1 protein-coding gene is annotated in these 17,127 nt (G+C 65.0%); it reads right to left on the bottom strand.

All coding sequences use genetic code 11. The features are described from left to right. The coding region (locus tag SM191_RS06080; RefSeq protein ID WP_341505392.1) for a YDG domain-containing protein at positions 1-17,025 on the bottom strand (17,025 nt) is incomplete at its 3' end. Positions 17,026-17,127 lie beyond the last annotated feature (102 nt).

Below are 17,127 nucleotides of genomic sequence, written 5' to 3'. Positions count from 1 at the left end.
CATCGTCGTGCCGTCATAGACCTTGCTGACCGTACCGCTCAGGTCGCCCGTCAACTGCCTCTTGGAGATGGTACCCGTGGCATCGACCTTGCTGATCGTGTAGTTGCCGCCGCCGTTACCGTCGGCGACCGTCCAGCTGTCGGCACTCAGGGCCTGGCTACCCGCATTCTTGCTGGCAAAGACCTGCGTCGCCTCTGCGGTGTCGCCGCCGACCAGCCCGGTGATCCCGACCACGCCGGTCGAGCTGCGCGTTCCGTCATAGATCTTGCTATCGGCGCTCGCCGTCAGCGTCAGTACCGCCTTGGCGATGTTCGCCGTGCCGTTGGCGACCGAACCGAGCGTATAGTTGCCCGCATCCGCGCCCGTCAGCGTCATGCCGCTCACCGTCACCGCCTTGCCGTTACCGGCATGGCGATCGACAAAGGCGAACACGCCGGTACCGTCCGCATCGACAGTGTCGCCGCTCACGACGCCCGACAGGCCGGTCACGACGCCTGTGGCGGCGACGGTTCCGTCATACACCTTGTCCGAGACGCGAGAGCCGACCTGCACTTCCTTGCGCAGGATGGTGCCGAACGCCGTGTTGCCGATGGTCACGACATAATTGTTGCCGCCATTGCCGTCGGCCACCGCCCAGCCGCCATCGACCGAAATCGTGCGATCGCCCGCGTTCCGATCGTCGAAGGACTGCGTCGCGTTGACCACATCACCCGCGACAAGGCCCACCGCCTGCACACGACCCGCCGAGGCGGTCAGGCGGTCATAGACCTTCGTGTCCGCCACGGCGTTGAGGGTCAGCGCCTTTGCGGTGATCGTGCCGGTCCCGGTACCGAGGGTGCTGAGCACATAATTGGCGGCATCGGGACCCCCGAGCGCTGCGCCATTCACATTGACCGCCTTACCGCTCCCGGCATTGCGGTCCGCGAACGTCAATACGCCACCCGACAGGCTGACACTATCGTTCGTCACGACATTGTTCAGCGAGCCGAACGTGCCGGTCGCCGACGTCGTGCCGTCATACTCCTTGGTGTCCACGCTCACCGTTGTGGTGAGAACGCGACGGGTGATCGTACCGGCGGCATTCGCCAGCGCGACGACGTAATTGTTGCCGCCATTGCCGTCACTGACCGCATAGCCGCCATCGACGCTGATCGTCCGGGCACCGGCATTCTTGCTGTCGAACGACTGAGTGGCGACGACGCTATCGCCGGTTGCCAGACCGGTCGCCCGGACGATGCCCGACGAAGCTCTTAAACCGTCATATTCGCGGCTCTCCGCCGAGGCGCTCAGGACCAGCGAGGCGCGGGTGATGTCGGCCACACTGTCGGCAAGCGCGGCGAGCGTATAATTGCCCGCATCCGCGCCCGTCAGCCCGGCGTTCGACACCGTTACGACCTTGGCCGCGCCCGCATTGCGATCCGCAAAGGCGAGAGTGGCGGTCGCCGCCACGCTGTCGCCCACGATCAGATTATTCAGCCTGCCGAACGTGCCGGTGGCCGCCACCGTGCCGTCATAGACCTTGTTGTTCGCCGTGACGCTCGTGGTCAGTTGACGCTTGGCGATATTGCCGACGCCGTCCCGCAGTTGGACGACATAGTTCGCCCCCAGGTTGCCGTCGTCGAGAGTGTAGCCGGTGACCTTCAACGCCCGGTCACCCGCATTGCGGGTATCGAACGCCTGGACCAGACCGCTCAGCGTGTCGCCCGTCACCAGGCCGCTCGACGTGACAAGACCCGAAGACGCCTCAGTGCCGTCATAGGTCTTGGCATCGCCTGCGGCGGTCAGCACCAGCGTTGCACGCGCGATATCGGCAAGCCCGCCGACACTGGTCGAGGGCAGCACGTAATTGCCGACGGCATTGTTCTGGAGACCATAGCCCGACAGCGTCACGCTCTTGCCGGTGCCCGCGTTGCGATCCACCAGCGTGCCCGTCACGCTTGAGGCATCCAGGCTGACCCCGTCCTGCCCCATCAGGAACTGCGTCGTCGTGTCCCCGCTCGCTGCCAGGAAGACCAGCGAGCCGAGTTCGTTCGTTCCCAGCACGGTGCCGCCGTCATAGGTCTTCGCACCCCGGCCCGATACATCAATCGTGACTGTCCGGGCCAGAATCGTGCCGGTGTTCGCCGACGCCGCACCGGCGCGCAGGGCATAATTGTCCGCATCCGCGCCGCCCAGGCTCATGCCCGAGATCGTCACGGTCTTGTTGCTACCGGCATTCTTATCCGAATAGGTCGCGCCCGTGCTCGACACCGCGACATCGTCACCACGGACGACGCCGTCTAGCGACGCCCCCGCCAGGACGGCGGTGTCCGTGCCGTCATACACCTTGCTGAAAGTGCCGCTGATCTGACCCGTCAGGACCTTTTTGGCGATCGTGCCGACGGCATCGACCTTGGTGACGGCGTAGTTGCCGCCGTCATTGCCGTCCCTGATCGTCCAGCTGTCCGCGCTGAGGGCGTGGTCGCCCGCGTTCTTGCTGGCAAAGGCCTGCGTCGCTTCCGCAGTGTCACCGGTGACCAGCCCGCTGATCCCGACCACCCCCGCCGAGTTGCGCAACCCGTCATAGGTCTTGCTATCGGCGCTTGCCGTCAACGTCAGCGCCGCCTTGGCGATGTCAGCGGAACCCTGGACCGAATTGTTGCTGAGGACGTAGTTGCCCGCCGCGTCATTGGTCAGGGTATAGCCCGACAGGGTGACGATCTTGCCGTTGCCAGCGTTGCGGTTTGCCAACAGGCCCGTCACGGTCGACGTATCGACCCGAACATTCTCCCCGGCGAGAAGGGCCTGGGTCGTGGCATCGCCATCCGCCAGGACGAACCCGAGCGAGCCCAACTGCGCGGCCGTGATGGTATCCAGGCCATCATAGGTCTTGGCGGCACTGCCGCTCGTGGTCACCGCGACCTGTCGCGCCAGGATGGTGCCGATATCGGCGGACGCCGTCGTCGACTGAAGAGCGTAATTGGCGGCATCGTCGCCGCCCAGCGTCATGCCCGATACGGTGACCGTCTTGTTGGTGCCACGGTTCTTGTCGGCATAGCGCGCACTGGTCGCCGATACGGAAACCAGGTCGCCCGCGATGACACCGTCGAGATTGGTGCCGGTCAGCGTGGCCGTATCGGTTCCGTCATAGACCTTGCTGAGCACACCGGTCAGTCCGCCGGTGATGGACTTTTGCGAGATCGAACCGACCGCGTCGGTCTTCGCGATGAGGTAATTCCCTCCACCGTTGCCGTCGCTGATCGTCCAGACATCGGCACTCAGGGTTTGCGCACCGGCATTCTTGGTCGCGAATGCCTGCGTCGCGGTGGCGGTATCGCTTCCCATCAGGCCCGTCACGGTCACGGTCCCATTCGACCGACGCGTGCCGTCATAGACCTTGGTGTCGCCGCTCGCCGTCAGGGTGAGCGTGGCCTTGGTGATGTTGGCCGAACCGTTGGCCGTCGCCCCAAGCTGGTAGTTGTCGGCATCCACGCCCGAAAGGGTGAGCCCGCCGACCGTCACCGCCTTGCCGGTGCCCGCGTCCCGGTTGAGGAACGCCAGCACGCCGCTGGACAGATCGACCGACACCGTGTCGCCGTCCACGACCCCGCTCAGCCCATTGATGGTACCGGTCGCGGTGGTCGTGCCGTCATAGACCTTGTCGTTGGCGGTCACGTCGGCGCTCAGCACCTTCTTCGTGATCGCACCCGCGACCGCCTGGCCGAGCGAGACGACGTAGTTGTTGCCGCCGTTGCCGTCGCCGACCGCATAGGTCGCCACTTGCAGCGCACGAGCCCCGGCGTTCTTGGCATCGAACGTCTGCGTCGCGATCAGGGCGTCGCCGCTCACCAGACCCACCGCCTGAACGATACCCGCCGAACGGTCGGTGCCGTCATAGACCTTGGTGTCGGCGACCGCGTTGAGCGTCAGCGCCTTCGCCGTGATCGCACCGGTACCGGTGCCGAGGCTGTTGAGGACATAGTTGGCCGCATCCGTACCACTCAGCACCGCGCCAGTGATATTGACCGCCTTGCCGGTGCCGGCGTTACGGTCGGCAAAGGTCAGGGTACCCCCGGTCAGGTCGACCCGATCGCCCGAGACGACATTGCTCAGGTCGCCGAACGTACCCGTCGCCGCCGTCGTGCCGTCATATTCCTTCGTGTCGACCGCGACGGTGGTGGTGAGCACGCGCTTCGTGATCGCACCCGCCGCAGTCTGGAGGGTGACGGCATAGTTGCCGCCACCGTTGCCGTCGTCGACGACATAGCCGGCATTGACGCGCAGCGTGCGCGCACCGGCATTCTTACTGTCGAACGACTGGCTGGCGCTGGCACTGTCGCTGCCGATCAGCCCGATTGCGGTGACCGAGCCGATCGACGTAGTGAAGCCGTCATACTCGCGACTGTCGTTCGACGCCCGCAGGATCAGCGACGCCTTGGTGATGTCGGCCGTCCCGTCAGCGATCGTCGCCAGCGTGTAGTTGCGCAAGTCCGCACCGGTCAGGCTCGCGTTCGATGCCTTCACGGCCTTTCCGGTGCCCGCATTCCGCGTGTCGAAGTCGAGCGTCGCGCTCACGCCCAGCGAATCGCCGGTTACCACATTGGTGAGTGCGGCAAAGGTGCCGGTCGCCGTGGTGGTCCCGTCATAGACCTTGTTGTTGGCGGTCATCGTCGTCGTGACGATCCGCTTGGCAATGGTGCCGACGCCGTCGACCCGGGTCACGGCATAATTGCCACCGTCATTGCCGTCATCGAGCGTGAAGGTGTCGACGACCGTCGCACGCGAACCGGCGTCCTTGTTGGCGAAGCGCTGGACCGCAGTCACGCTGTCGCCGGTGATCAGGCCGGCGATGCCGACGCTGCCGCCCGACGTGGTCGTGCCGTCATAGGTCTTGCTGTCGTTCGCCGCCGTCAGCGTCAGCGCCGCGCGGGAGACATCGGCCAGGCCCGCCACCGTGTTCGACGCGAGGACGTAGTTGCCCGCGCCATTGTTCGACAGCGTATACCCGGTCAACGTGACGCCCTTGGCCGTCCCCGCGTTCCGATCCGCCAGCGTGCCCGTGACGCCCGAGGTGAGGAGCGATACGCCATCGGCCAGCAACATGTCATGGGTGACGGAATCGCCGTCCGCCGCCGTGAAGGTCAGCGTTCCCAGCTGGCTGGCGCCGAGGGTGGTCGTGCGATCATAGATCTTGGCGCCGCGCCCCGAGACGCCGACCGTGACCGTGCGCGCGATGATCGCGCCGATATCGGCCGAGGTCGAATTCGAAAGAAGGCTGTAATTGTCGGCGTCGGTCCCGGTCAGGCTCATGCCCGACAGGGTCACCGTCTTGTTCGTGCCGGCATTCTTGTCGGCATAGGTCGCGCTGGTGCTCAACAGCGTGACGAGATCGCCACGGACGACGCCGGTCAGGTTCGATCCGCTGACCGTCGCGGTGTCGGTACCGTCGTAGATCTTGCTGACCGTACCGGTCAGTTCGCCCGTCAGGTCCTTGCGCGAGATGGTGCCGCTGGCGTCGACCAGCGTGACCAGATAGTTGCCGCCGCCGTTGCCGTCGTCGATCGCGTAGTTCGCGACCTTCAGCGCCCGGCTGCCTGCGTCCTTGCTGGCGAACGCCTGCGTGGCCGAGGTCAGGGTATCGGTCGACACCAGGCCCGTCGCCGTGACCGTGCCGCCCGACGTGGTCGTCCCGTCATAGATCTTGCTGTCGGCAGCCGCCGTCAGCGACAGCGCCGCCTTGGTGATGTTGGCGACGCCGTTCGACACCGTTCCCAGCGTGTAGTTGAGCGAGTCGATGCCCGACAGCGCCCAGCCGCTGGCCGTCACCGCCTTGCCCACGCCCGCGTTCTTGTCGAGGAAGGCGAGCGTGCCGCCGCTTCCCTCGACGATGTCGCCGTCGACGACATCGTGCAGCGTGATCGAACCGGTAGCGGCGGTCCTGCCGTCATAGACCTTGTTGTTCGCGTTGGCCGTCGCGGTAATGGCACGTTGCGTGATCGACCCGTCGACGGAGTCGCCGAAGGTGACGGTATAGTTGCCGCCGCCGAAGGTGTCGAAAATATTATACCCCGACACGCTCAGCTTGCGCGCGCCCGCATCGCGGGTGTCGAAAATCTGGGTGGCCACGAAGGTATCGCCCGCGACGAGACCATTCGCCAGCACCGTCTTCGACGAACTGTTGGTCCCGTCATAGACCTTCGTGTCCGTGACCGGGGTCAGCGTCAAATCCTTGCGGATGATCGTTCCGATATTGCCCGATACCGTCGTCGCCAGCGTGTAGTTGCTTGCGTCCGCCCCGGTCAGCGAGACGCCGGAAACCTTGATCGCCTTGTTGTTACCGACGTTCTTGTTGTTGAAGGCCGCGGTCGCCGCCACCAGGGTCGCAGCATCGCTACCCACCACGCCCGACAGCGCATAGTTGGCGGACGTCAGCGCGGCCGTCGTCGTGCCGTCATAGACCTTGCTGACGCTGCCGGTCAGCGAGAGCGACAGGGCCTTCGCCGTGATCGCGCCCGTGCCCGTAAGCGTCGTCGCCGCCAGCGCGTAGTTCGTCGCGTCGTTACCCGTCAGGCTGAGGCCCCTGACCGTCACCGCCTTGCCGGTGCCGGCATTCTTGTCGACATAGGCCGCAGTCGCGCCGCTGCCCAGGGTCACATTGTCGCTGCCGATCTTGCCGGACAGCGAGATGTCGGTCGTCCCCAGGGTCGCCGTCGCGTTTCCGTCATAGGTCTTGGTCAGGTTGACCAGGCTGGCGGTCAGCGTCTTGGCCGTGATCGTGCCGATGTTGCCCGACACGCTGGAGCCGATCGAATAGTTGGCTGCGTCTGCACCGCTCAGGGACAGACCTGTCGCGGTGACGATCTTGCCGACAGCGGCGTTCTTGTCATTGTACGATGCCGATCCCGTGCCCAAGGTCACGGCATCGCTGCCGATGATCCCCGAAAGGCTGTAGTTCGCGGCCGAAAGGCTCGCCGTCGCCGACCCGTCATAGACCTTGGACACCGTGCCGGTCAGGCCCAGCGTCAGCGCCTTGGCGGTGATCACGCCGCTATTGACGATCAGCGAGTTCGCCACGGTGTAATTGCCGGCACTTGAGCCCGAAAGCGTGATGCCGCTGATCGTCACCCTTTTGCCAGTGCCGACCGTCTTGTCGTCGTAGACCGCAAGGGCGCTCGATCCGGGGCTGACGGTATCGCCGCTAACCACGCCGGTCAGGGATATGGAGGAGACGCCAAAAAGGGCCAGAGTCGACCCGTCGTAGGTCTTGCTGAAGCTACCGGTGAAACCCGCCGTCAGCGTCTTGGCAGTGATCACGCCGTTCAGCGCCGACGTGGTGGACGCGACGGAGTAATTGCCCGCATCCGTGCCGCTGAGCGACAGGCCGGTGACGTTCACCGTCTTGCCGAACCCGGCATTCTTGTCGGCATAGGTCGCCGTGCCGCGGTTGAGCGTCACGGCGTCGCTGCCGATGACGCCGTTCACCTGGAAATTGGCTGCCGTCGTGGTCGCGGTAGCGCCGCCGTCATAGATTTTGCTGACGGTCCCACCGAAATTGACGTTCAGGGCCTTCTGCGTGATCGTCCCGATCGTGGCCGTGGCGCTCGTATTGGCGAGCTGATACCCGTAGATGCGGACGCCATTGTTGCGCGTGACGAGCGACAGATCGTCCGCGGTGATCGTCTTGCCGGTGCCCGCATTCTTGGTGTCGAAGCGCGCGATCGAGAAGGCGGTCGCGGTGTCGCCGTTCAGCAAGCCCGAGAACGAATAATTGGCCTGCCCGAGATTGGCGGTGTCGGTCGCATCATATTCCCGGCTGTAGGTACCGGTCAGCGTCACCGTCACCAGCGGCGCCATGGCATAGAGCAGACCGTTGCCCGAACCGGCCGGTCGGCTCAGCGTGTAGCCCGCGCTATACTGGATGAACGAATAAGGCAGGCTCCCCGTCGTGTCGTTGCTCGGATCCTGCGACCAGACGAGCCAGCGACCCTGCGGGGTCGAAAGCGCGTCGGACGTCGAATTGTTGATGAAGCGGGTGCCCGTTACGAGTTGGAGCGGCGCAACCGAGTCGACGCCGGACGCCGCGACCTTGGCGCCCGAGGCCAGCGTCAGATCGGCGAGCGAACGCAGGACGCCCGTCGCCATGCTGTTATCCCCGCTCACCGACATCGCCGTGCCGCTGGTCACGATCATATTGCCGGTGGCCTTCAGATTACCGACTTCGGCAATCTGGTTCCCTAGCCGCGTGAGAAGCACGTTACCGGCCGTACCGGTCAGCTTGTTCGTGATGAGGTCGACCGTCTGGGTGATCGACGCGTTGCTGGTGGAGGTCGCGCTGACGAGCGAGATACCCTGGATCGTCAGCGGCCCCGCACCGCCATCGCCGAACGCGACATTCTGCGCCGCGCCGAACGCCACCGTGCGGGCGATATTGTTGTATCCGCTGACGGAGTTGAAGTTCAGCGACGTGGTGTTCTCATCGCCGAACTGGAGCGTCGCATATTTGCTCGCACCATTCCCGCCATAACGCAGATCATTGGCGGTGATGATCGAGGCGAGCACATTGCCGTCGATGGTCAGCGCCCCGTTATCGAGCGCCGCGAACAGGAGCTTTCCGGTCGTCTTGGGCAACAGCGCGCCGCCGGTGCCGTTCAACATCATCTTCGACGACTTGAGCGTGATCTGCCCGGTCATCGAGTCACCGCCGATGACGGCGGCCCCGCTATTGCCCTGGAAGATCCCGTACCCGGCCCCGTTCGCGGCGCCGATCACCTTGATGGCGCCGCTGCCCTGCATCGAGATCGGCACGGACGTGCCGGTACCGTTCAGATACACGCCATGCGTGGTCGAAGCGCTGCCCGCAGCAGTGCCGTTGACGGTAATGGTCCCGGTCGTCACTGCCTTGATGGCACCGCCATCGATGCTGACGCCGTAGCCGGATGCGCCCGTACCGCTGACGCCAAGCACCCCAATATCATTCGTATTCCCAGCGAGGTCGCTGATTTCAGCACCGCCCGAAATGGTCACGCCGCTGCTGCCGGTCACGGACGCGCCCAGCGCGCTTCCGGATATGGAGACACTGCCCTTGGTCGTCTTCAGGGCTGCACCGCTGCCCAGAAGAACGCCGCTGCCGCTCGATCGCGCTGCGCCATAGAGTGTCAGATCGCCATTGACCGTCCTGAACGTGCCACCCAGGTTCTTGATGCCGCCGGTCGTGCCAGCCGCATAGATCGAGAGCGTACCTGACCCCGTCGTCTCGATCGTCTGGCCCGCGCCGAGGCTGAGGGCATCGCCGGTCGCGTAGGCCCGAATTACGATGTTGCCGCCGCCCGCGTTCAACGGGCTACCGACGAGTTGCACGCCCGTTCCGGTAGCGCTGAGCGCACTGACGAAATCGGTGTAGTTCGCGGTCGGGACGCCCGTGCCCGCGAGCGCGGCGGAGCCGCCGCGAATAGTGATCGCCCCCCCGGCCGTCGTCACCGCGTTGGAGATGGTGACCGTCCCCGTGGCGGCATCGGCGCTGCGGCTGTTGAAGATCGTCTCCAGCGCCGCACCGTTGCTGGTGATCGTGCCGCCGGTGGTGATGCTGCCCGTCGACTTGATCGTCAGCTTGGAGGCTGCCGTCCCCAGGTTCGTCTTCGTGATTTGCGCGGTCGTGAGATCCGCCCCGGCCGTCAGGTCGATATTGCCGGCACCGTCCGCCTTGATTGCGCCGGTCGTCAGGGTGCTGCCTGCCGTGACCTTGATCGCACCCCAGCCGGTTTCCCAGATATCCCCGGTCGAAATGCTCCCGGTCGCGCTGACGGTCATAGCGTTGCTGGCGGTGAGCGCCGCGCTCTGCACGGCCCCGCTGCCGGCCGTCACGTCCAGCGTCCCGTTCGCGCGGACCCGGTCATCGGTCAGGGTCACAGAGCCGGCATCCGCCTTGATCGTGATCCCGCCGGCGGCATTCTGGGCGATGCCCCCCCAGCGCAGATCACCCGCCGTTGTCGTGAGCGACGTTGCGCCAGCGCCCGTCTGGGTCGTGTCCGCTCGCAGATAGACGCTCTTGTCGCCCGTCACGGTGATGCCACCGCCCGACGTGATCGTCGTGGCGGTTCCATAGCCATCGATGAAGTTGGTGGCTGTCGCCGCCGACGTTCCGGAGAAGGTCAGGCCACCGGTGCCCGCCTCGATCTTCACGGTCGACGGGCTTGACGAATTGCCGAATTCGATCGCAGCGGCGGTATAGCTGGACCCGCCGGACAGCGCACCGCCTTCGCCGTTGATGGTCATCAGACCATTGGTCGTCTTCAGGTTGAACGCGCCGCTGCCGTCCGCCAATATGCCCTGGAGGCTGGACGACGCACTGGTGCTCTTGCCGTCGAGCTTCAGCGTGCCCGTCGCGGTCAGGCTGGTCGCGCTGGAGCTGTTGCGCCAGATTCCGACGCCGGTCGTCGACGTGCCGTTGACCAACAGGTTGCCGCCGGTCGACACCGTCGCGCCCGCAATGGCGGTACCATAGCTGCTGACCGCCGTGCCGGACAGCGTCACGCCGCCGGCGCCGGTGAGCGTCAGGCCCGTGCTCAGGCTGAGGCCGCTCCCCGACCCCTTGGCCTCACCGGTCAAGCTGATCGTCCCCGACCCGCTGGTCTGCACGGACGACGTGATCACATCCAGGCCCGTCGACGTTCCGCCGGAAACGGACTCGACGGTGATGTTGCCACCGGACGCATTGAGCTGGCGGTTCAGCGTGAAGCCTGCCGCATTCGTGCTGGTCCCACGGATGGTGATGTCACCGCCCAGCGTCGACAGATTATTGGCGAGCGTGACGCCACTGCCATTGACGCTGACGGCGTTCCCGACGCCATCGATCCCGCCGACCAGGCTGACCGAGCCGCCGTTGGTCGTGATCGTACCATTGGCCGTGATCGCGCCATTGGCCGCCCCCGCGCTGCGGCTGTTGAGCGTGACATTCATCTTGCCGGTCGTCGCCGTGAGCGACGCCCCGCTATTCACCGTCACATTGCCAGCCGACTTCAGCGTCAGCGACGCCGTGCCGCTGCCCGTCTTCGCGATCTTACCGGCCATCGTGAGATCCGCGACGGTGCCGACGCTCATCACGCCCGCCCCGGTCTGCGTAAGCCAGGTCGCCAGCGAAGCGGTCGACAGGGATTGCGCCGTGGCGGTCAGATTGCCATCCGTCGAGATGGTTCCGCTGGTCCATGCGCCGGCGACCGTGACCGTCGACGCACCACTGCCGGCAATCGTGATAGGCAGACTCGTGGTATCGGCGACCGGGGCGGTCAGGCTGAATGTTCCGCCGCCAGTAACCGAGACAGATCCTCCGATGTCGAAAATTCCTGTTGAATTTATGACGGTATTACCGCTTGAACTTACGACGAGGTAACCTGTGACTGTGGGAAAGTTATCTGTCGATTGAACGCCATTGTACGTATCATCAATGGTTTTTGTACCGGTAGCGCCGATCCCGCGCATCGATGTCGAAGCTACGCCGCCATTGGAGTACGCGCTTACCGTCGCCCCCCCGCTTCCGGCGGAAATGTTGACCTTAGGCGCGGTAGTATCATAGTATATATTACGATCATGTCTGGCGCGACCATCAGTCCAAGCGACTTCTGTTCCGGATCCAGCCTTACCAAGGCCCATGGCCTCTCCACCCGAATATGCTTCGAGCTTGACGGACTTGGAGGATCCAGATGTCAGATTCAGATCACCTGCGGCTTGATATAGGATACCCCTAGAGCCGCCATTGGATTTGCCGGTGACCGAAACCGATCCGCCACCGGACTTTATCTCAAGCGGGTTTTTATTATAGCTATAGTATGTTTCTTCTGTGGAACCGAACTCGTTAGCATAGGCCCTGGTCCTTGAACCATCAAGTATTGGCGCACCGGTACCGGCAAATAAACCATTGGAAGAGGACGATATGCCAGAAATGTTTACATCGCCCGAGGAAGAGTAAGTTCCATATGGGATGAGTATGGCGACACCACTGTTGGAATTTGCCTGAATCGAAAGGCCGCCGGTCCCGCCAAGGACGTTTTCGTTGACGCCAAAGTCAATTCCGCTTCCTGAACCCGTCGCCGTACCGATCAGCGTCGTGCTGCCGCCGACGGTCGTCGAAATGATATTATTATCGATAACGTTGATGCCGCGCGCCGATCCCGTGGAACTGCCGTCGAGCTTCAGGTTACCCGAGCCGCCGAACACAAACGCCCGAACATCGATGCCGGCGTTTGTCCCCGCCGTCTTGCCGAAGATCGTGACATTGCCGCTGGTCGTGGAGATGTCGCCGAGGATCGAAACACCGGTATTGGTGCCGATCGCATAGTCATTGTCAGCGGAACCGCCCGAAATCAGCAGGTCACCACCCTTGGTCGTGACCGCACCGCTCAGCGTGACGCCGCCGATGGCGGCGTCGGTCGCGCGCGACTTCAGGGTGACGTTCAGCGCACCGCCACTCGTCGTAACCGCCCCGCCGAACGAGATGCCCGCGTTGGACGTGGCCTTCAGGGTGGACGCGCCCGTCCCAGCGGCCGTCTTCGTAACGCTCGCGACCGTCAGATCGGCCGCCGAAGACAGGGTGATGTCCCCGCTGCTGGTGGTCGTGATCGCGTCGGTGGACAGCGCCCCCTTCGACGTGACGGTGATGGCGCCGCCGTTCGGCCCGGTGACGTCGATCGTCCCGGTGCCGACATTCAGGTCTCCGTCGATCGTCACCGTCGTCGCGGCCGCCACCGCTCCGGTCGAGATATCATAGGTGGTGCCCGACCGCTTGCTCGACACGTCGATCGCGCCGGTCTTCGCCGTCAGCGCGGCGGCGGTCACCCCATTGGGCGCCTTGAGCGTCAACGATCCCTCTGCGGTGATCGCGCCGGTCGCCGTCAGGCTGCCGGCCGCATCGACCGTCAGGTCAGACGCACCAGCAGTCGTCGTCGTCCCGCGCAGGAAGATGGCGCCGTCGGACTGGATCTTCGACGCAGTCCCGGCGGTCTGAGTGATCGACCCCCGGTGCTCGATCGATGCCGAGGTCGTGAAGTTGATCGCGCCCGCCGACGTGATCGAGCTGCTGCCACTGTTCGAGCTGTTGGTGCGATATCCCCAGCCGCCCCAGCCGCTTCCGGTCGTATTGACGGTGAGGCCGCCGGTGCCCGCGTTGATCGTCAGGTTGCCCGTGACGCTGGGCGTGCCGGAGGTGCCGACGATGAAGCCCTGATAATCGCTTTGCGCGGTGATCTTCATCAGCGGCGAGATCGACGTATCCGACGAAACCGAGTTGAGACCGACCGCGCCGCTGCCCGCAAACCAGATACCGGTGTTGGACGACGTCGCCGCCGCCGCCGACAACGTCCCCGTGACCTTGCCGGTCAGCGACAACCCGCTCTTGCCGGTGATGCTGGTCGGATTGGCGGAGTTACGAAGGATGCCGCCGCCCGTGGTGGACGTGCCGCTGAATTCGACCAGGCCATTGGAACTATACGTCCCGCCATAGAGACCGATGCCCCAGCCGCTCGTCGACGTGCCGGTGAAGCTCAGCTTGCCCGCGCCCGCGGTGATCGTCGTGTCGAGCGGAAAATCGATGCCGGTGCCGCTGGTCGACACACCCGTGAAGGTGATCGTGCCGCTGTTGATCGTCTTGATCGACGTGGACGTCAGGTTCATGCCCGTGCCGCTGTTCGACACGCCATCCAGGGTGATGTTGCCACCGCCGGCGTCGATCGTCGTTGTCAGGTGGATGCCCGTCGTGGTCCCGCCCGAACCGTAGACGGTCACATTGCCGCCGGAGGTCGAGATGGCGCCGCTGAGCGCAACCCCCTTGGACGGATCGGTCGCGTATTTGTCCGTACCAGTGCCGGTGCTGCCCTGAACGGTCAGCGATCCGCCGGCGGTCGTCACGGTGCCGCTGACATTGACGAAGCCCGTGCTGGCGCCCTTGTACCGGCTGTTCAACAGCACGTTCAGCGCCCCGCCGGTGCTGGCGATCGCACCCGGCGCCGAAATGCTGCCTTCCGACTTGACCGTCAGCGTCGATGCGCCCGTGCCGGTCTTCGAGATCGCCGCCAGGGTGATGTCGTTCACCGCGGTCAGGTCGATCGCGCCGGTACCGGATGCCGTGGTGATCGCCTGCGTCGACAGCGTCTGGTCCGAGGTCATCGAAATGGCCCCGCCGCTCGGGCCGGTGACGTCGACGGTCCCGGTCGTCACATTCTTCTTGCCGGTGACGGTCAGCGTCGTCGCGGCCTTCAGGGCGCCTGTGCTGATGTCATAGGCGCCGGTGGTCGGCGTGCTCGTGATCTTCAGAGCGCCTGTCTTCGCCGTGAAAGCGGCGTTGCCAGCATTCACGCCCAAGGGGCCGGCAACGGTCAGCGAGCCTTGGGCGGTCACGTTGGCTTCGGCACGCACGAGGCCCTTGGCGTCGATCGTGAGGTCGGATGCCCCCGACGTCGTGACCACGTCACGCAGGAAGATCGCGCCGGCGGACTTGATGGAAGAGGCCAACCCTGCCGTCTGCGTCAGCGTCCCGCCGATATCGATCGATGCGGAGGTATCGAAGGTGATCGCGCCGGCGGAGGTGATGGACGTGCTGCCGCTGTCGGCCACAGGGGCGCGGAAGCCCCATCCGCCCTGGCCCTGTCCGGTGGTCGTGACCGTCAGGCCGCCCTTGCCCGCGTCGATCGTCAGCGCAGCGACACCGTTGCCGTCGCCCACCACGAAGCCCGAATAATCGCTCTTCGCTTCGATGCTCAGGACCGGCGACTTGCTGGTGTCGGAGGACTTCGACGTCAGGCTGACCGCGCCGGTCCCGCCCAGGAAAATCCCGGTGTTCGCCGCCACGGCCGAGGAAATCGTATTCTCGACCCGGCCGATGAGTTTCAGACCGCCGTCGCCGGAGATCACCGTCGCGTTGCTCGACGACCGGAAGATGCCGCCGAACGAGGTGGAAATTCCGCTCAGGGTCAGGACCCCGGCGGACTTGAACGTGCCGCCGCGGAAGATCAGGCCGGTGCCGGTGTTCGACGTGCCAAGCACCGAAACATTTCCGGCGGTGGTTGAGGCGTCGTTGTTGATCGACGCCCCTTCGAGCAGGTTGATGCCGATGCCGCTGGCGAGCGCCTCACCGGTGATATTCGTGGTGCCGGTCCCCGTCTTGATCGCGACGCCCTGAATTTCGATGCCGTGGCTATTCGCGGACACGCCGTCCAGCGTGATATTGCCGCTCGTCGTCGTTATCGACGACCCGACGCTGACGCCGACCGCAGAACCGCTGCCGCCGGCCCCCTTCAACGAGACGGCACCGGCCCCGGTGCTAATCGCCGCGCCGATCGTGACACCGGCCGTGGTGCCGGCGCCGATCGACCGCGTCGCCCCTCCCGAACCGCCGCCGATCACCAGATCGCCGCCGTTCGTCGTGATCCCAGCGCCCACGTTGACATAGCCCGACGCGCCATCGCTCACGCGACTGATCATCGTGACATGAAGTGCGCCAGTGGTCGAACCGATCGAGCTGTTGACGATGATGTTGCGGTCCGCGAGCAGTCTCAGCGTCGCCGTGCCCCCCGCCGTCTTGGAGATCGCGCCGCTGACGGTGATGTCGCCCGACCCGCCGCCGGCGCTGCTGGTCGTGATCGTGACGCCGGTGCCCGCGTTGAGGCTGGTGTTGATCGCGCCGACATTCACCACCGAGGACGTCGACGCGGTCGGCGTGAAGACATTGGGCGATCCGCCACTGAAGCTTCCGTTGCTCGTTGTGCCGCCGCTGATCGTAATATCGGTCGGATCGAGCAGCCACGCGCCCGCCTGGCCGGCGCCGGCCGCGGCGTTCACGCCGCCCTGTGCCACCAGCAGGCCCTTCGACGATGTCTCGACACGACCGCCATCGGTCGCGCCACTGGCGTCGATCTTGCCCAGGAAATTGGTATAACGATCGGACCACAGCACGGCCTTGCCGCCCGCCCCCGCACTGCCCGACACGTCGATCTTCGCCGTATCCGCCACCACGACCGCATCGGCATTGGCGACATCATGGCCGACCAGCTTCAGCGACGCGTCCGCCCCGCCCTGCCAGTCGCCACCGACCAGCACCCGCCCGCCCGTGATGCCCGATGCGTCGAGCGTCGCGCCGCTGTCGAGCAGCACGTTCTTCGCCGTGGCGACGATCGCCCCCCCCGCGCCATCCGCCTTGCGCGCGGTCAGTGTGCCGGAAATGCGCGCCTCGCCGCCCTCGGCCGTCAGGAAGATGCGCCCGTCCTTTTCGGACACAGCTCGGGCGTTGATCACGCCGCTGGTGTTGCCCGCCAGCGCATAGATGTTGCCGCCCTGTGCCCGCAATTCGGCTTCCGCCGCCTGGATGGCGCCGCTGTTCGTGACGGTCGTGTCCGCCCCCCCGACCACGACCGCAAACTTGCCGTCATCGAGCGCCTGGTCACGCAGCACGACCTGATAGCCCGCCAGCAGCCCCACCGAGCCCTTCGCGGCGTCGATCGAACCTTCGTTGACGACCTTGGAGGCGACCAGGACGACGTCGCCGCCAAGGCTGCCGATCTTGCCATAGTTGAGCAGCGGCGCTTCGCTCGCCCCCGCAAGCGTCAGGCTCCCCCCCGCCATGAAGCTCGCATTGTCGAGATCCTGGGTCGAGCCGACAAAGCGGCCGCCGACATTGATCTCACCCGTCTTGCCTATGACGATACCGTTGCGGTTGATCAGGTAGACCGACCCCTCGCCCCGCAACATGCCATCGATCATGCTCGCCGAATTGCCGGTCACCCGGTTCAGCGTCGCACCGTCCTTGCCATTGTTGAAGGTGACGGCTGCGCCCTCGGCGACCGAAAAGCCCTTCCAGTCGATGATCGCCTTGCTCGTCGATTGGCGGACCGTCATGTCCATCCCGCTCGTCTCGACCGTTGCCTGTCCGGCAACGACCTGACCGCCCGTAGGCAGCGTCTGGGCAAAGGCGGGCGTCGCGTTGGGAACAAGGCCTGCCAACGACAAACCGAAGATCGGTGCCGAGAAGAGGAGCTTGGCGCGATTGCGAGGACGAGCGATCATTGCTTTTTCCAGTTTAGCAGGTCGACAGTCAGGTCCTGTCGACCTGCATCATCAATCGAGGAACAGTTCAGTCAGTCAGAAGAAGAGGGAGCACTCGCCCAA

Origin of the sequence: Sphingomonas sp. 2378 (assembly GCF_038084995.1) — a bacterium.
In the GTDB taxonomy this organism is placed as follows: domain Bacteria; phylum Pseudomonadota; class Alphaproteobacteria; order Sphingomonadales; family Sphingomonadaceae; genus Sphingomonas.
This window is presented reverse-complemented; position numbering and strand designations above follow the sequence as displayed.